This is a genomic window from Gammaproteobacteria bacterium CG11_big_fil_rev_8_21_14_0_20_46_22 (genome assembly GCA_002796245.1).
GTDB lineage: Bacteria > Pseudomonadota > Gammaproteobacteria > UBA12402 > UBA12402 > 1-14-0-20-46-22.
In genome coordinates, this window is record PCWT01000016.1 from 46,563 (window position 1) to 62,419 (window position 15,857).

Below are 15,857 nucleotides of genomic sequence, written 5' to 3' on the forward strand. Positions count from 1 at the left end.
AACTAAAAAAGTTCAAAAAAGAGGCGGATTTTGGCTTTTGGGGTTGACAAGAAACTCGTCAAGGTATATTATGTCACGTAGATGGAACGTTCCAAATACGGAACACCAAGGGGAGATAGAGAAGTCAGTTAAGAATGACTTTAAAAAAATCCTAAAACAATAGTAACAATAAAATTGGATTTAACGACATAGCAGGAATTGCGATGGTTACTATGAATGAATACGACCAAATACAAGCCTCAAAACTAATATCATTATTAGTTCGCATATCTAATCCAAATGGGGCTAAGACACACCAAAGAATCAACGCCACCCTTCGTTGTAATAATCGTCTCAGCAGAAGTTTGTTAGTAGCAAACTCTCTGTTGAGGCGATTTTTTTTAGCTTCACAGATTATATGCATAGGAGGTGCGCATCATGTTAATTTTGACTAGACGAGTTGGTGAAAGCATTGTTATAAATGACAATATAACTATTACTGTACTTGGCGTGAAAGGAAGCCAGGTTAGACTGGGTACTCAAGCACCGCTTGATACGTCAGTGCATAGAGAAGAGATTTATCAAAAACTTCATGATGAGGCAGAGACCAAAAATGAATAGCTAACAAATTTTTATTTAAACGGTAACGAACTGTCAACACCAGTTTTTACTTAGTAAATATTTAAAAAATATAGAGTATAGAGGTCAAACATTATGTCAGAGCATATTACTGACTACTTGGGTGATTTATTCCAAGAAACATTTAAAATAAAGCAAAAGCTAAACGTTAAATATATTACATTTTTATTTAAAGCAGCCGAGTCATTTGCAAAAACAGGTTTTTATGGCACCTCTATCGATAAATTAGCTGAAGCTTCTCAGTTAAATCGAGTCTCTATTCGAATCAAAATGAACAAAGCTGAATTATTTCAGTTCATTGTACTCGCCACAGAAGAAATTTGCGCTAGAGAAATTTTCACACACCTTAAAGACAAAGCTTCGTATGTAGAAAAAAAGCGTAAGTTTATCGAAGAATTTAAAAATATTTTATTTAAGTATACTGATTTTTTTATTACCTCACTACTTGGGCATCAGTTTAACAATGAGCGCGAGCTAAACGATAGCGTTATAAATTTTCATAAGCAATGGCATGAAGCCATTTTAACTATAGCCCCGCCTTTCAATTTTGTTGAGCCAGAAGAAGTTGCAAGATCAAGTCTAGTTTATTTGGTCGGCGAACTCTCAATAGCCAATAAACGCCCAGATGGTATCAAATACATAGAAAAAGCTTTTCTTCAATTAGAAAATTATTGGAATGGAAAAACATCCATTCTTCTTCCAAGCGAGTCAAAGGACAATAGGAGAAGTGAGTAATGTTATTCAGCCTCAAACGATTTCCCGGTAGCCACGTTAAAGGCTCTTTCAGCCACAACAATAAGCTAACAAGCACACTGAAAAGCGCCTGTGCCGGACGTGCGTTATCGGGAATTTTATCAATGCTTACAAGAAGCACACAAGAAAGGTTCCTGAAAAAATTGGAATGGAGAAAATGCCGATGAAAACCTGGAAGAAAGGAAGTTCCACAATAAATGAAAAACCAACTGTATTATTGGTTGATGATAGTCCTGTAGCTTTAAAAGCAGCTATTGATATGTTTTTATTTCTAGGCTGTGAAACACAGTCAGCAAAAAATTCTAAAGAAGCAATAATATTGGTTCGACAATTAAAACTAATGCATAAAACCTTATCTTTGGCTGTATTTGACATTGAAATGAAAAATGAAGATGGCCATCAAGAGAATGGCGATCAACTCGCTAAACGTGTACATGAAATTTACCCGAGCTTACGTATATTTGCTGTTACTTCAATATCTAAGGGTTCGATGAATTTAGTTGATCAATCTGATTTAGATGGTTTATTTCAAAAACCCTTAGACATTGGTTTGTGTCAGAAGTTATTAAAGGATGTGAAAAAGGTTTGCTAATGAGCGAAAAAGTTTGTGGGAGGCACAAGCATAATAATAAAGACGGTAACAACAAAAATAAGCCGCTGTTTCCTGCTTTATATTTTCGGGGGAGCTATGAAAATTGATTTTCCTAACGAGGCATTAAAACAAATTAGCGAAAAGCTAGAAAAACGCAGAAATATGAAAAACCTAAATCCTGGTTATTTTGAATCTGGATTGCCATTGCGTGAAGAAATAGATGACTTTGAAGAAGTCGAGCGATGTATTTTTAGAGACAGAGAAAAATTTAAAATAATTATTGAACAACTTTTAAATAGTTTAAGTAACGAATTAAAAACGAAAGGCTTTAAAGCCTAGGAGGCGCGGCATGAGCACACAAAGACAAGTACATAATCACTCACTATGGGGAGCAAGTGTTCTAACTGCCGCATCAGCTAGAGCAACCATCCTTGATTTAAAGCGAGAATGTGAACGTCAGAAAGACATCAATTTTCGTTTAATGGAACGTGAACAAAAATTACGTCACTGGCTTGCGCAGGAGCAAGAAAACACGGAGCGAATGAATACCTTTGCAAGTAAATTTCAACTTCAATTCTTAGAAACGAAAGCATCACTTAAAAAAGAGAAGCAACGACGAGTAAAAGCAGAAGGCTTAGTCAAATCTCTAAGAGAAGAGCTAAGTAAATATAAAGCTGATGATGATCTCTCTGCACAAGCGAGAAAAGGGCATCGGCTATTTTAAAGGAGTTCTCAATGGAAATACCATTGGATGGCAATTTACCAGAAGTACCAAAGTCTAAATCATTTCGGGTACTTTGGTTCGTTGAGTTGTGGGAGCGATTCGGCTATTACGGTGTACAAGCGATTTTAGCGCTCTATTTTGTACAGCAGCTAGGGTACAACCAAACTCAAAGCTTTTATGTCTTTGGCTCTTTCAGTGCTTTTGTTTATGGCTTTGCTTGGATTGGCGGCAGAGTTGGTGATGATTATTTGGGAGCAAAGCGAACGCTTGTTTTAGGCGCAACAATCTTAGCCTTTTCATACCTTGGGTTGGCACTTTCAAATAAGCAAACAGTTTTTTATGCCTTAGCAGGTATTGTTGTTGGTAATGCCTTGTTTAAGGCAAACCCTAGCTCACTTATTTCTAAATTATATGGCAAAGGTAATGTCGCACTAGACAGTGCTATGACTTGGTATTACATGGCGGTAAATATTGGCTCAATGATCTCTATGGCGATGACGCCTATTGTGGCTCAAAATTATGGGTGGCCACTGGCTTTTGGAATATGTGCTATTGGTTTATTCTTGGGGGTAGCGAACTATGGTATTTACCGAGGCCGGTTAGCGCATATTGCCACAAGCGCAGGAAAGCAACCTTTTAGCATAAAACGTTTTTTAATTGTGCTTTCCGGTGGATTTGTCAGCTTCATCATCATTGCCCATTTGCTCAAACACACAACGGTTTGCAATTGGATTATTTATCTTGTTGTTGCAGGGGCATTTTTTTATTTTTTAAAAGAAAGCCGCGCGCTTTCCAGTACAGAGCGCAAGCGTATGCTTGTTGCACTTGTCCTTATAATGCAAGCCGTGCTGTTTTTTGTTTTATACAACCAGATGGCTACTTCCTTAACCTTTTTTGCATTACACAACATCAATAATCATGTTTTTGGTTTAACGGTTCCAGCCGCCGAATACCAAGTTTTAAATTCAGTGGTCATCGTGCTTATGTCGCCCCTGTTAGCAAAACTTTATATACATTGGCCTGCGACACATATTACTAAATTTTGTATTGGCATGAGTTTATGTGCTTCAGCTTTTCTAGTTTTAGCATTACCCCAATTCACAGCCAGCAATGGGTTAGCTTCACCTTGGTGGATGGTCTTGACCTATTACTTACAGTCAACAGGCGAGTTATTAGTATCAGCGCTTGGTTTGGCAATGGTCGCTGAACTATGTCCTGAATACATGAGTGGTTTTGTTATGGGGGTATGGTTTTTAACAAGCATGTTAGCAGGGCCAATTGGTGCATGGGTAGGTGCTTTAACAGTGCCTAATAATACTCTGCAACAATTAACGCCCGTTGCTAGCATGAGCCTATATTCACATGTCTTTACTGAAATAGGGTTAGTGACGGGATTGATTGCAATCTTAATGTGGTTGCTTAGACCCTTATTAAACAAAGCAATTGTACCTGTTCACCTGCTATCTCATGAGGAAGGAAAATAGTTTTGTTAATTAATCTGATTTTTACAGACAATCATAATACTAATAATTTTTTGCGGGAAGTCCTACCTTCTTGGCGCTATTTAGTGATTTTTTCTTGCGGGAATACCTACCCTCAGCGCCTAGCTACCCAGTAGCAAAATGGCCAGTGCAATGCTGGCTCCTTATTAACGTAAAACTAACGAGTCGAATAACAATAAAGACACCTCTTAATTTAAATCATCTACAGGAGTGTCAAACACATGTTAATAGTAAGCAGAAGACCCAATGAAAGGGTCGATATTTTTTTTGAGGATAAACTTATTGGTACGGTCGTTGTTAGAAGTTTGCATGAAAGCCACGTTAAATTAGGCTTAGAAGCATGCGGCAAAGTAAAGTTTATGCGCGAAGAATTGATTTTAAAGGAAGATGGGAAAGTACCCAAAATAGCAAATATCAAAACTGTCATAACAGAAGATTAAACCAAGACTAATTCATACAGTATTGTTTTTTACCCAGCTATTCACTTCGGCTTCGTTATAGCGAACTAAATATCCTAGACGGCGAAATGGTATGGGATTATCACTGGCACGATTTGCTTTGAGCCAAGCTTCTGAGCAGCCAAGCTTTTCTGCCAGTTTTTTTGTACGATAAAACTTAAGGGTTAAATCTTTTCGGCCAAACCATTCTAGCACCTCTTTTTTATCGTACACCACTGTTCTATAACCAAAACGTTTTGCAGGAATAGGATTTTTGCCTCTATTACGATTATATCGTACCCACTCAACATCAACGTCTAGTAATTCCGCTAATTGTTCAGAGGTATAAAATGTAAATTTTTCGTTGTTATTTGTTGTCATGAGAAACCTACCTTTGTTTACGATAGGTTCAGTGTATTTTGAGGGGCAAAAAGTCTTAATGGGTATCCCACTACCAAAAAACTTGTAGAAGTGGGATACAAGAAAAATAAGGCTAATTTAGAGGTTTCTTTCTCTTTTTGTTATTGACCTCAAACTCATCAGGGTAATATTTGTAAAACCAGTCATAGATAGTTTGCAGTTCACTACCCACCTTTAACCTTGATGTGCCAATTTCGTCAGAAAACTCCTGCACATCATCAACGATATGTGCAATAAGCTTTGTTTTATTTAGGCCGGGGTTAGCTTTTTTAGCCTCTTGATAAAGTTGCCAAGCCTTTTCGCGGCGCTCCCGACTTTTACTCCAACGCGCCTCATTACCTTGGAGTGAACGCTGACATTGTTGAAAAGCGTTAGCCGCTTGAAGGGTTTGCTGAAATGTCACAGAAACTAGCTGGTCGTAGAAATCAGCTAAATCAATGGCACGTTGAGCTTCAAGCGTAGCATTCGCGGCTCGCCTAAACTCCCATAAGGTTGGCCGATCAACGTCGTTTGCACCAAGTTTAGGGTCTACACGCTGTAACTTTTTAAGTGCCGTAGACGCTTTATAAAGTGCTAATACACAAAAAAACTCAGCGTTAGTGAAGTTATCAGAACACAGGTCGCAAGGTGTTTCTGATAAGAATTTTTCGGTATACGCGGCTGCTTCCTTGAGTACATCAACGTACCCCAAATAATGCATCTCTGTGGCTTCAATAGCTTTTTCACGATACTCGTCAAAGTTGGTATATGCAGCCAGCGTCGGGTCTGTTTCTTCCAGCTTAGCCTTAGACTCCTTAATCATTTGGTCAATTTCTTGCTGAAAAAACCAATCGTATATTTTAAAGATATCCTCTAAAGCCAGGTTAATGGCTTCCTCAGAACGTTGCCGGGTTGTTTTTAAGTGGTATAAGGCGCGGTAAACAATGCGCTTTAAGAGTACTGTATCGTGGCCATCTAAGACCGTTGGTAGTCTTAAACTAAAGACTGACTCTGGTGGCCAAGACAGGATGCTTTGAAAGTCCAAAGCAATGTCGTTCATATCTGACATTTTTTTCACCTCATTCCCTTTATACAACGGTTTTCCTTACTAAACAAACACTTATCACGCCCAAGATGTAGGAAAAAACTTACGCTTTTTTACCTATTTCTCTTGACTATTTGTTTCATTATTATACAATAGGTACGTTATATAAATGACGTTGCTAACAATTCTATCATATCAAAGATCAACAGAGATTCCTCTGCTTGTGTATTTTCTAAGTAAATCCTCCTCCTCTTTTTTGGTTACTTACCCAAGAACCGTCGTGGTGCATTTGTGCGCCTCGTTACGCAAAGCCTGCGTAAGCTAGCTCAGCGTAAGTAGTACGATGCTACGCGGTGCGTTGCGTTGCAACAAACGGATGTGTTTGCTACGCATATTGCCCAGCTTAATTGGGCAATTGCAGGATTAGGATGACTGCATAATAACAACAGGACTTAGTAGAAAAAAATAATGAGGTAAATAACCATGTCATCAACAGCAAATACAGCGTTCATTCAAACAGTGCAATTTCTTATTGATTGTTCATACCAACATAACAGGGCTCGTACCCATAAGAGACCGGCTACCTGCCGAGACCTTATTTTCCGAGTTTGGCGTTTTTAATAAGCCAAGCATTCAGGTAATCGAGATGTGTGAGGTATGTCATGAGTGTCAACACCACTAAGGGCATTGTTAAACAACTAGCCGTTCAAGAACAAGCAGCACAGCCTGCTGGAAAACTGCAAGAGCTATTGCGCGAACAACGCATTGCTAAACAGCGATATATGGAAAGTTTATCAGAATATCGTGAAGCAAAAGAAGAACTAGATGAAATCAACCGTGCCATTAAAGAAGAAGCAGCGCTAAATAGCGATCCGTCAATTAACTTAAAACCCGCCAAATCAAGAGTCATTATTGATTCAGCCGATAATGTACCCGGTAATTATTATCGACTCTTTACACATCGTATACCTGACGTACACAAGATTGCTCAGGCTTTAGAGGCTGGCGTTGAGATACCCGGCGCACGTTTAGAAGACAGCAATACTGTCGAATTAAATGCTAAAAAAAAGTTTGCCGATGATGAATGTTCAAAAACTTTCTCTCACAACAACTAATGGAGGTACTTATGAACTACCAAAATAAACTTAACTTAATTGAAACAAAACAGCGGTTACGGCACTGGGCAGATTGGTGCCATGACATCATAACGATGGGGCATAGTTTTCCTAGCAAGACCATCATTGCTCAGTTAATCGATGCTAAGGGCGAGCTGATAAGAAGCACAAATGCTACTCTAGCACCCGACAATGATGAAGCAGAAGAAGTTGATGAGCTTATTAACCTTTATGCGAAGGATTATCCTGAGCGAGCGAGGGTGCTTGTGCTTCATTACTTAAACCCTGAAAAAACGAAAGACAAAATTGACTTATCAAAAGTCAGTCGACCAACGTATTTTCGGTATCTTGATGATTCAGAAGAATGGATCAGCAAGCATTTACAATAACCCATCAAGCGCCAGTTATCACACTGGCGCTTTTCTTTTTATACAACCTATCAAAAAGCTTTCCAACTTAACGTTTATATATTCGCGGTAAGTAAACAATTTCTTACAAACAACTTGCGGATTAACACCATTCAACACACAGTTTTTTTATTATTTTAATTTTTTTTAAAAACTTTTACTTTAATTATCACCGTATTCCCCGAATGAATACCGTATTCCCCTTAGTCTCACAGCCGGATAAAAAAACGAAAAAAAATCATTACCCCGAATGAATACCGTATTCCCCGAACCAATACCGTATTCCCCTAATAGGTTGATTAATAAGAACTTTTTTGCAAAAAAGACTTGCAAAGTTTTTCCGAAATCGCTATACTGCCACTGTAACTTCAAAAAAGTCCAAACAAAAGCCCCAAGGCAACAAACCTTCGGGGCTTTTTTTATTGCCTTGAAAAAATCTTTTCTAGCGCACTTTTTCTTTTTTAAAAATCAAAAAATCATTCGAGGATTTACTATGAATACACAACTCAAGCGTTGCGCTTTGAGTGGTTTGCTGTGCCTGAGTCTTTTAGCTGGCGCAACAACAAGCTTTGCCAACAACGTCACTGTCGGGCGTTACTTGGCAGTTGCTGAGCAGCCACAAAGCGCGCAAACAAAATTATTACAGCAGCAAATACAAATTAAATTTCCACAGAACATTCTAACGGTAAAACAAGCCGTAGACTTTATGTTGCAGTTTAGTGGCTATCGGCTTGTTGATGTTAAACAACTGAATCAACCTGCGAGAACCATGCTAAACCAACCAATACCTGAAGTTGATCGAACACTTGATCCAATGACGTTAGAACAAGGGCTAACGACCTTAGCAGGTGATCCCTTCTATGTATTAATCGACCCCGTTCATCGATTGATTGGATTTAAAGTCAAACCCAATTACCGAAACTTATATAACAGCGATAAAGGAGAATAAGAAATGACTGGTATTACTATGAATAAAATAGAAAGAAACTCGACCATTAAAATTTCCCCTGGTTTAAAAGGTTTAGAGTCCTACACAGGGCATGACACGTTTGTTTATGTATTACGTTCTTTATATAGCCTGGTTTTCAAGTCAAAAGAACTTGGTGAAAACAAACTGCAATTACAGCGTCGAATTCGTAATTTTGAAGAAAAAAATAATCTTCCTGGATTTTTATCAGCCGCATCTATTGATGAGCTGCTAGAGGAATTAGAAGACGCTCAATATTTTTACCCAATTCGTCGGCGTGAGGTTAACTTCCCGACATTTCATTAATTCATTTTACCACTTAATTTTTAGTTATGAGGTCATATCATGAAAAAATTATTTAACCGCGATACTTTAAGAAAAATGAAGTATCAAGTTAGCACAAAAAGCAAAACAGCCTACCAATTTGGTAAAGCGCGTTATCAAAAGCTCAATAAGAAGCAACGCATTGCGCTATTCTCAGGCGTTGGTTTAATTGCTTTATTTTTAATTGTGTTGGGCGTTAGCAGTCCTGCTAATAAACCCAAACCAAAGTCAGACTATCCTGTCAACTTTGAAACTAAAGCACAAGTAAATCCACAAGCCGATCAAAAACCCGCATTGCTAAGCGTTGCTAATAGTAACCAAAGTAACAATGCTGAATTGAGGGCTGAACTGAATAGCTTGAAAGCATCCTCTAGTGAGCAATTACAAGCATTGCAATCGCAGCTTCAATCGATGCAATCTAATATGGGGTCTCTTGCGTCGCAACAAGATATACAACAGTTGCAGCAAAGTGTTTCAGCACCCAATAAAACCCTTCTCGGCAAAGTTGATAACTTGCAAGGTTCAGTACAAGAGATCATTAAGCAAACAGCCAAGAAAACATGGGTTGACCCGCAAACGGTCAATAAATATTTTCGTTTAGTAGCGGTACAAGGCTTCTCTGATGGTATGAGAGCCATTATCGACGTTGATGGCAACCAAGCAACGTTAAGTTCGAATGAAATTTGCCCAGCTTGTCGAGGCTGGACATTACAAAAAATGGATTTCGCCAATCAAAGCGCTGTCTTTAGCAAGCAAGGTAACAAGCAAACTTTATATGTGAAGTTACAAGCGAATTAATGAGGTACTCACCATGAAATTACTGACTTTTAACAGGCTCAAGGTTGCTGGCTTATTAAGTGCCTTGCTGGTTGGTAGCAGTATGCTTTCGGGTTGTGCAGGCATGATGCACCAGCTCGGCTATGAGCGAATGCAACTACCTGCAACACAAGCCTGCACCAAAACACCTGTGCTTATCACGAATTTAACAACGGATGCTCATCATCGTCGATACCAATTAGAAGATGGCCGCCAGTGTCCAGAGGTAAACTATTATGAACAAGCAAAACGACAAGCCGAACGAAACGCATCGAGAAACCGTTTGTAATGCCTTACAACTGTTCTCTGGTTTTTTATTTTGGTTTTTAAGCTTTACCGCAGTGCCAGCCTTAGCCGATGCAGCACAAGTGGTTAACCCTCATCAAACACAAAATCAGATTGTTCAGTCTTTAGAAAGCCAATACAGCTTAAAAGACCGTGCAAAAATGTGGGGGCTAACAACTGCGGACTTTAAGCGCTATTTATGGCTTATGAAAAATACGCCAAGTGGCCACTGGTATAAAAAACTTGATCCCGCAGAAGTCTTGGCGCTGAATGCAAAAGACCCAGACCAAATGATGCGCTATGCAAAAGTTCAGGCACGTAATATGCATGCTCGTGTCACGAGAGAATTGGCTTTTGATCGGATTTATTCAAAAGCGTATAAAGCACTTTATCCGAATGAAAAACCGATCATGTCGAAAGACTTGCCCGCAGGACAAGGCGCAAACTTACAATCCGGTGATAGGCTCTGGTTGTTTGTCAGTGTTAATACACCACTTGGTAGCTTTGCCTACCAGCATTTAATAAAAGCAGTACAGGCCACACCGAATACGGTGCTTGATATTTACTTTGTCGGTAAAAATCTATCACAAAAAGCGATTCAACAATGGGCTGTTTCTGCTGGTATACCGCGAGACCTTGTTAATAAGCAAGTCACACTCAACTATGGTGAGAGTCGATTTGAGTCATTAACAAAAGGTAAAAATGTGAATTTGCCTTTCGTCGGTGTTATCCATAACAACCATTTTCAGCCGATTAGCTTGTCGTCTGTTTTATAAAAACTAAAAAACTCATTTTTAACGTTAAGCCCGATTTGAGCAATCAGATCGGGCTTTTTTGTATCCCTTTTTAACAACAATAAAGCGAGGTCACTTATTATGGCAGCTAATTTGAATATAGCCGCAGCCGCAATCTTTTTGGCAGCAGGCTTTAGTGCTAACCAAGCGGTTTTTGCATCACCTGTTGCAACCAATTTATCGGCTCAGCGCCTGATCATTCAAAAGATTGAAAAGCAAAATCCGCAATTAAGCGAGAATGCATTACTGGCAGGTGTTAGAGCCTATGACCACCTACGTGCAGACGGTAAAGACAACCAACAGTTGTTAACGATTGTCAATTTTAATCGTCCTTCAAATGAGAAACGTTTATGGGTGCTGAATATGGCTAATGGCGACACTCAGTATTTTACCTATGTTGCTCAAGGTCAAAATACTGGACTTAATGTCGCTAAACATTTTTCAAATGTAGCCAATACGCATGAATCAAGCATTGGCGTTTACTTAACGGGTAAAACTTATTATGGAAAAGACGGCCATTCAATGCGATTGCATGGACTGGATAAAGGATTCAATAGCAATGTCTTTAAACGCTATATCGTGATGCATCCAGCCTGGTACGTTTCAAAGAGCTTTGCTGAAAAATACGGGCGAATTGGCCGTACATACGGCTGTTTTGGGTTAAGTGAAAGAATGGCTCCCAAAATTATTCCAACAATTAAAAACGGTACGGTGATGGTTGCTTACTATCCAAACAAGCAGTGGTTGGCAACATCACCTTACGAACAACCTTTAAGTTAATGATTTCATTTTAAATGAGGTAACGAGTTATGCGTTGCATGTGTATGAAAAAATCTAAAGATACTCCTATGTTGCGACAACGAATAATTAAAATAGCCGCTGTTTTCTTCTCCTTGGCAGCACTATTTTGTACAGCACAACTAGCCAGTGCTGCTGTTGTCGCTAATTCATCACATGCGACGCACCTTATTACACATTACTTAACATTACACCCAACAGATATCGAAGCGATTGAACAAACCCAAGATGATACCTTAGTGGAACTTGACCAATTACAGCAATTATCTGCTGAACAGATACAAACAAAAATTAATAGCGAGCAGCCACAAAAACCACTTTTACCTAAAGTATATCCTGTACGATCTGAAGCATTAACGCCCGGCAAAGTGGTATCACGGCCTATACAAGCAACCTTGCCAAACCCGATATTTATTGTCGGTGATGACGCAGCCTCAAAAGCTTGGCTTCAAAAATACCGTAGTCGTTTGGTGCAATTACATGCAACAGGCTTCGTGGTTAACGTCTCATCTCGCGATGCGATGCAGGCATTAACTAAAGCCTTTTCGCATTTATCATTGCTGGCGATACCAGCCGATTCAATTGCAAAAAATTTAAGGCTAAAGCATTACCCGGCATTAATTTCAGATCAATTAATTGAGCAATAGCTGCCGTGATTGACTAAAGAAAAAGTTAAGTAGACTTTTGGAAAGTAAGGAACCACTTTCGCAAGGCAATCAACGACCAAACGGCTTCTACCAAGCCAAATGGCCAAGCACCTTGTAGAAATCCATAAATTGATCCGAGGATGCAAGAAAAAGTAAATCCCAAAATAAACCAATGGCTTTTACTTTCTAGGGCATAAAAAACCAGCATTAAAGTAACTGATAGTAACCCAAAGGCTGATAACGCTGTCATTAAGTGAACCTCTATTTTTACGACTAAAACTCAAGAGATATTTTGCATGAAAAACTATCCTTTAGAAAGCTTACTCCGTTCACCTGTCGAATGGTGGTCAAGTTTTGCTTGCCTTGTTGTGAGCTTTTTGATTTTAGGCAATCCATCGACATGGATGATCAATGAAAGCATTAGTAAAACTATTGTAGGCGTATTATTTGTTGTAGGTGTTGCGCGATTATTTCAAGGATTAACCGTATTTCGCTATCAGCGTAATCTTAAACGATTGCCATTTTATGCCATGAGTTCAGATGAATTGCCGATTAGCCATCATAAATTATTCTTAGGAAAAGGTTTTAAATGGGAAGCAAAACACACGCAGCGCCTACGTGACTTGAAGCAAAATGGTCGTGAACAGTTTTTAAAACCTGGGAAATGGTATCAGAGAGCAAGAGACTTTGAACTGAAGCATGAGCATTCATTAAAGCTAAAACCCATTGTTGAATTTCTATCGAGCCAAAGCCGATTCAATCCTGTTCGGCCTTTACCGCCAGTCGGTGGAAATCCTGCAATTCATGGTGTGGAACCTAACGAGAAGGACGTTTTCCTTAATTTATCGGAACGGGTTGGCCACACCATGATATTAGGTACGACCCGTGTAGGTAAGACACGACTACTTGAGTTGATGATTGCAAGTGATATACGTCGCAATGATTCAGCCGTTATTGTCTTTGATCCCAAAGGTGATGCAGATTTGCTAAAGCGCGTTTGCCATGAAGCCAAACAAGTGGGTCGAGAAAATGATGTTATCGTTTTCCACTTAGGCTACCCGTCAGATTCGGCACGTTATAACCCAATTGGTAACTTTGCGCGTATTACTGAGGTAGCAAACCGTGTAGCGAACCAGTTGCCAAGCTCTGGTGAATCAGCCGCATTTAAAGAATTTGCTTGGCGATTTGTGAATATCATTGCAAATGCTTTGGTAGCGTTAGGTCGAAAGCCTAATTACCGTGACATGGATAAATATATTTTAAATATTGATCCCTTGTTAATGGAATACTGTGAACAATGGCTACCTAAAATTGCACCAGACTGGAAACAGAAAGTCGAACAACTTGCAAAAACCATTGATATTAAAAATTTGCCATTTCACTTGAAGTCACGCAATCCCTTTATGATTGCGCTGGTCAGATACGTGGACAAGTTAACCCTTGATAATGCAATTTATGATGGTTTGAAAGCGATTTTTAACTATGACCAAACTTATTTCCAAAAAATTACAGCTTCATTGTCGCCACTATTCTCAAAATTAACGAGTGGTCGCATTGCAGAATTAATCTCACCCGATTATTTAGCACTTGATGATGAGCGACCCATTTTCGATTGGATGCAGGTTATCCGTGGTAAAAAAATCGTTTATATCGGTTTAGATGCTCTATCGGATAGCACGGTGAGTTCAGCCGTGGGAAACAGTATGTTTGCCGATCTTTGTTCGACAGTCGGTCAAATATACAAATTCGGCGTGCAGGAAGGCATTACTGACACTCAGCACGGTAAAATTTTTCACAAAGTTAATGCTTATTCAGATGAGTTCAACGAGCTAGCGGGTGAAGAGTTTATACCCTTAGCCAACAAAGGTGGCGGTGCTGGCCTACAGCTAACCGTCGCTACGCAAACGGCTTCCGATGTGTTGGCAAGACTGGGTATCCAAGCGAAAGCCAACCAAGTGTTCGGCAATTTTAATAATTTATTTTGCCTGCGTGTCTTAGAAGAAAGCACGGCTCGGTTATTGACGGACAAGCTACCCCAACGGGTGCAAGTTAAAGAAAGTGTGCAAGCATCGATTGCCAATGACGCGTCAACCTTAACAGAAGGCGCACACTTTTCGAGTCATACAGAGGATCGGGTCACAACAACCGATGTGCCGCTCATTTCATCCGATGATTTAATGCAACTACCCAAAGGTCAGGCGTTTTGTCTTATGGACGGTGGGCAACTGTATAAGGTGAGATTCCCATTGCCTAAAAATGACATGAAGACTATGCCAGAAAGTGTCGAAGCGATTATTGAACAATTGCAGAGTGGATCATCAATATAGAAATAAACTTGTCGGTATACAGTCGTTTCATTTTTCAGTAAAAAAATACTATTCCTAAATAAACTATTCGTTAGCGGAAGCTTCGGGATATCCCAATATTATTGTCTGCTTAGACTAACCCCGAAGGAGGATTAAACTTAAGGGAAGGGGTTTCCTTGGCACAGATAATGGCAGCGATATATATAATCTTGGGGATTAGCATCGCTATTATAACAGAACGTATTCACTGCCGAGTTTATATCCACAATGTGCGCTGATTTACCGTTGTTCTGGCTTTCACAAATAGACTGATTTGGGATAATGTATAGAGTCGAAGAGAAGCGCGGTAAGTGTTTAGCTATTGCCCATGGTTGAGTACTCGAATAGGCTGCGAACTGTTTTGAGCACTGATCAGGATTACAAGAAGTCCCATCCTGATGAAGACACCCTTGGAATTGCCATCCTTTTTTTAAGTTACAATCTGCCGTCCAGGTTGCAGCTATTGTCAAGCTAGATGTAGACAATATCCCTATTATTAATGCTGCTGAAACAAGATTTATACCGTATTTCATGGCGTTCTCGAATTGCTAATAAGCTCAATACTGATTATAGACCATATCCCCAACATTGCTCGCGTTTCTGAGAAACGAGGATAGACTGATGCAACAAAAAATACAAAAATCACCAACACTTTTTCAATTGTGGTTCTGGTTAATCACTCGGTGTGTCGGTTGGTTATTCATGGGCGCATTAGGTTGCCTCGTAGTCGCTATAGTGATTGTAATCGTACAGGGTGAGCAAAGTGGACTCATGAGTTTGCATGCGTTAGTGCAAACAGACTACAGCTATCTACAGGCGACCTTGCGAGGAAATAAGCTGGCAATGGTAAACCATTGGCTTGCTTTTGTGCCTCAAGATATCAAGGTAAGCACACAGGCTTTACCGATGATTAGTCAAGCGTATCAAGCACACTTATGGATGATAGTTCACCCATTTGTTCAGGCGGTGCTATTGAGTACACAACTGCTGATCATTCGTTTGTACCTCTTACTGCGGTGGTGTCCATTGTTCTTGCTACTCGGCATGATCGGATTAATTGATGGACTTGCACAACGACATATACGCCGAGCGGCTGCTGGGCGAGAAAGTGCTTTGATTTATCACAATGCCAAACCTTTGGTGATGCTTAGCTTACTGCTGGGCATCTTTATTGATCTGGTACTACCCATTTCAGTCGCTAATGCTGAGTGGATACTCTTGGCTTCAGCTTTCTTATTTGGCGTCGCTATTCAAGTAACCGCTAAGACATTCAAAAAATACCTTTAGGA

21 protein-coding genes are annotated in these 15,857 nt (G+C 39.6%); 18 read left to right on the forward strand and 3 right to left on the reverse strand.

Annotated elements, in window-relative coordinates; genetic code table 11:
* Positions 1-417: 417 nt before the first annotated feature.
* The 7 genes from csrA to COV52_01800 all read left to right on the forward strand — a co-directional run bounded on the left by csrA (position 418) and on the right by COV52_01800 (position 4,629).
* Positions 418-600, forward strand: coding sequence for a carbon storage regulator (csrA, locus tag COV52_01770; protein PIR11842.1), 183 nt, complete (start codon positions 418-420; stop codon positions 598-600).
* Between the two features lie 93 nt (positions 601-693).
* A complete protein-coding gene (locus COV52_01775; GenBank protein ID PIR11843.1) occupies positions 694-1,353 on the forward strand; it encodes a hypothetical protein in 660 nt (219 codons plus the stop codon).
* 166 nt (positions 1,354-1,519) lie between these two features.
* Positions 1,520-1,963, forward strand: a complete 444-nt coding sequence (locus COV52_01780; GenBank protein PIR11844.1) for a hypothetical protein — start codon at positions 1,520-1,522, stop codon at positions 1,961-1,963.
* 96 nt (positions 1,964-2,059) lie between these two features.
* Positions 2,060-2,302 carry a hypothetical protein gene (locus tag COV52_01785; protein ID PIR11845.1) on the forward strand — a complete coding sequence of 81 codons (243 nt, stop codon included), beginning with the start codon at positions 2,060-2,062 and terminating at the stop codon, positions 2,300-2,302.
* Between the two features lie 10 nt (positions 2,303-2,312).
* The gene (locus tag COV52_01790; protein PIR11846.1) at positions 2,313-2,687 is read left to right on the forward strand and encodes a hypothetical protein; all 375 of its coding nucleotides are present in this window, start codon (positions 2,313-2,315) and stop codon (positions 2,685-2,687) included.
* A gap of 11 nt (positions 2,688-2,698) precedes the next feature.
* Positions 2,699-4,171 (forward strand): MFS transporter, encoded by a 1,473-nt coding sequence (locus tag COV52_01795; protein PIR11847.1) that lies wholly within the window; start codon positions 2,699-2,701, stop codon positions 4,169-4,171.
* Between the two features lie 239 nt (positions 4,172-4,410).
* Positions 4,411-4,629, forward strand: a complete 219-nt coding sequence (locus COV52_01800) for a hypothetical protein (protein ID PIR11848.1) — start codon at positions 4,411-4,413, stop codon at positions 4,627-4,629.
* Between the two features lie 12 nt (positions 4,630-4,641).
* On the opposite strand, the gene COV52_01805 is transcribed toward COV52_01800, so the two are convergent.
* Both COV52_01805 and COV52_01810 read right to left on the reverse strand, forming a co-directional pair.
* The gene (locus tag COV52_01805) at positions 4,642-5,007 is read right to left on the reverse strand and encodes a hypothetical protein (protein PIR11849.1); all 366 of its coding nucleotides are present in this window, start codon (positions 5,005-5,007) and stop codon (positions 4,642-4,644) included.
* A gap of 112 nt (positions 5,008-5,119) precedes the next feature.
* Entirely contained in the window at positions 5,120-6,094 is a 975-nt protein-coding gene (locus COV52_01810) for a hypothetical protein (GenBank protein ID PIR11850.1), read from the reverse strand.
* Between the two features lie 638 nt (positions 6,095-6,732).
* Here COV52_01810 and COV52_01815 point away from each other — a divergent pair.
* The 9 genes from COV52_01815 (at position 6,733) to COV52_01855 (ending at position 12,223) form a co-directional block, all read left to right on the forward strand.
* Positions 6,733-7,185 carry a hypothetical protein gene (locus COV52_01815; protein ID PIR11851.1) on the forward strand — a complete coding sequence of 151 codons (453 nt, stop codon included), beginning with the start codon at positions 6,733-6,735 and terminating at the stop codon, positions 7,183-7,185.
* Positions 7,186-7,196: 11 nt separating this feature from the next.
* Positions 7,197-7,574, forward strand: coding sequence for a hypothetical protein (locus tag COV52_01820; GenBank protein PIR11852.1), 378 nt, complete (start codon positions 7,197-7,199; stop codon positions 7,572-7,574).
* A 268-nt stretch (positions 7,575-7,842) separates the two neighbouring features.
* Entirely contained in the window at positions 7,843-8,541 is a 699-nt protein-coding gene (locus COV52_01825; protein ID PIR11853.1) for a hypothetical protein, read from the forward strand.
* 3 nt (positions 8,542-8,544) lie between these two features.
* Positions 8,545-8,865 carry a hypothetical protein gene (locus tag COV52_01830; GenBank protein PIR11854.1) on the forward strand — a complete coding sequence of 107 codons (321 nt, stop codon included), beginning with the start codon at positions 8,545-8,547 and terminating at the stop codon, positions 8,863-8,865.
* Positions 8,866-8,904: 39 nt separating this feature from the next.
* Entirely contained in the window at positions 8,905-9,681 is a 777-nt protein-coding gene (locus COV52_01835; GenBank protein PIR11855.1) for a hypothetical protein, read from the forward strand.
* 13 nt (positions 9,682-9,694) lie between these two features.
* Positions 9,695-9,988 (forward strand): hypothetical protein, encoded by a 294-nt coding sequence (locus COV52_01840; protein ID PIR11856.1) that lies wholly within the window; start codon positions 9,695-9,697, stop codon positions 9,986-9,988.
* Positions 9,936-10,760 carry a TIGR03759 family integrating conjugative element protein gene (locus COV52_01845; protein ID PIR11857.1) on the forward strand — a complete coding sequence of 275 codons (825 nt, stop codon included), beginning with the start codon at positions 9,936-9,938 and terminating at the stop codon, positions 10,758-10,760. The genes COV52_01840 and COV52_01845 overlap by 53 nt, the downstream gene beginning before the upstream one ends.
* A 99-nt stretch (positions 10,761-10,859) precedes the next feature.
* Positions 10,860-11,558 carry a hypothetical protein gene (locus COV52_01850; protein PIR11858.1) on the forward strand — a complete coding sequence of 233 codons (699 nt, stop codon included), beginning with the start codon at positions 10,860-10,862 and terminating at the stop codon, positions 11,556-11,558.
* A 29-nt stretch (positions 11,559-11,587) separates the two neighbouring features.
* Positions 11,588-12,223: a hypothetical protein gene (locus COV52_01855; GenBank protein PIR11859.1), complete on the forward strand. Its 636-nt coding sequence runs from the start codon at positions 11,588-11,590 to the stop codon at positions 12,221-12,223.
* Between the two features lie 25 nt (positions 12,224-12,248).
* On the opposite strand, the gene COV52_01860 is transcribed toward COV52_01855, so the two are convergent.
* A complete protein-coding gene (locus tag COV52_01860; GenBank protein PIR11860.1) occupies positions 12,249-12,473 on the reverse strand; it encodes a hypothetical protein in 225 nt (74 codons plus the stop codon).
* A 46-nt stretch (positions 12,474-12,519) separates the two neighbouring features.
* Between COV52_01860 and traD the strand changes: the two genes are divergently transcribed.
* Together traD and COV52_01870 are read left to right on the forward strand one after the other, a co-directional pair.
* Complete coding sequence (gene traD / locus COV52_01865; protein PIR11861.1) at positions 12,520-14,550, forward strand: conjugative coupling factor TraD, PFGI-1 class; 2,031 nt, start codon at positions 12,520-12,522, stop codon at positions 14,548-14,550.
* Between the two features lie 639 nt (positions 14,551-15,189).
* Positions 15,190-15,855, forward strand: coding sequence for a hypothetical protein (locus COV52_01870; protein PIR11862.1), 666 nt, complete (start codon positions 15,190-15,192; stop codon positions 15,853-15,855).
* Positions 15,856-15,857 lie beyond the last annotated feature (2 nt).

Bases quoted from the DNA above. Each gene is read 5' to 3' on its own strand.
- COV52_01800 (PIR11848.1), top strand. From the start codon at position 4,411: ATGTTAATAGTAAGCAGAAGACCCAATGAAAGGGTCGATATTTTTTTT.
- COV52_01835 (PIR11855.1), top strand. From the start codon at position 8,905: ATGAAAAAATTATTTAACCGCGATACTTTAAGAAAAATGAAGTATCAA.
- COV52_01795 (PIR11847.1), top strand. From the start codon at position 2,699: ATGGAAATACCATTGGATGGCAATTTACCAGAAGTACCAAAGTCTAAA.
- COV52_01830 (PIR11854.1), top strand. From the start codon at position 8,545: ATGACTGGTATTACTATGAATAAAATAGAAAGAAACTCGACCATTAAA.
- COV52_01825 (PIR11853.1), top strand. From the start codon at position 7,843: ATGAATACCGTATTCCCCGAACCAATACCGTATTCCCCTAATAGGTTG.
- csrA (PIR11842.1), top strand. From the start codon at position 418: ATGTTAATTTTGACTAGACGAGTTGGTGAAAGCATTGTTATAAATGAC.
- COV52_01820 (PIR11852.1), top strand. From the start codon at position 7,197: ATGAACTACCAAAATAAACTTAACTTAATTGAAACAAAACAGCGGTTA.
- COV52_01855 (PIR11859.1), top strand. From the start codon at position 11,588: ATGCGTTGCATGTGTATGAAAAAATCTAAAGATACTCCTATGTTGCGA.
- COV52_01805 (PIR11849.1), bottom strand. From the start codon at position 5,007: ATGACAACAAATAACAACGAAAAATTTACATTTTATACCTCTGAACAA.
- COV52_01815 (PIR11851.1), top strand. From the start codon at position 6,733: ATGAGTGTCAACACCACTAAGGGCATTGTTAAACAACTAGCCGTTCAA.
- COV52_01840 (PIR11856.1), top strand. From the start codon at position 9,695: ATGAAATTACTGACTTTTAACAGGCTCAAGGTTGCTGGCTTATTAAGT.
- COV52_01850 (PIR11858.1), top strand. From the start codon at position 10,860: ATGGCAGCTAATTTGAATATAGCCGCAGCCGCAATCTTTTTGGCAGCA.
- COV52_01780 (PIR11844.1), top strand. From the start codon at position 1,520: ATGGAGAAAATGCCGATGAAAACCTGGAAGAAAGGAAGTTCCACAATA.
- COV52_01785 (PIR11845.1), top strand. From the start codon at position 2,060: ATGAAAATTGATTTTCCTAACGAGGCATTAAAACAAATTAGCGAAAAG.
- COV52_01860 (PIR11860.1), bottom strand. From the start codon at position 12,473: ATGACAGCGTTATCAGCCTTTGGGTTACTATCAGTTACTTTAATGCTG.
- COV52_01775 (PIR11843.1), top strand. From the start codon at position 694: ATGTCAGAGCATATTACTGACTACTTGGGTGATTTATTCCAAGAAACA.
- COV52_01790 (PIR11846.1), top strand. From the start codon at position 2,313: ATGAGCACACAAAGACAAGTACATAATCACTCACTATGGGGAGCAAGT.
- COV52_01870 (PIR11862.1), top strand. From the start codon at position 15,190: ATGCAACAAAAAATACAAAAATCACCAACACTTTTTCAATTGTGGTTC.
- COV52_01810 (PIR11850.1), bottom strand. From the start codon at position 6,094: ATGTCAGATATGAACGACATTGCTTTGGACTTTCAAAGCATCCTGTCT.
- traD (PIR11861.1), top strand. From the start codon at position 12,520: ATGAAAAACTATCCTTTAGAAAGCTTACTCCGTTCACCTGTCGAATGG.
- COV52_01845 (PIR11857.1), top strand. From the start codon at position 9,936: ATGAACAAGCAAAACGACAAGCCGAACGAAACGCATCGAGAAACCGTT.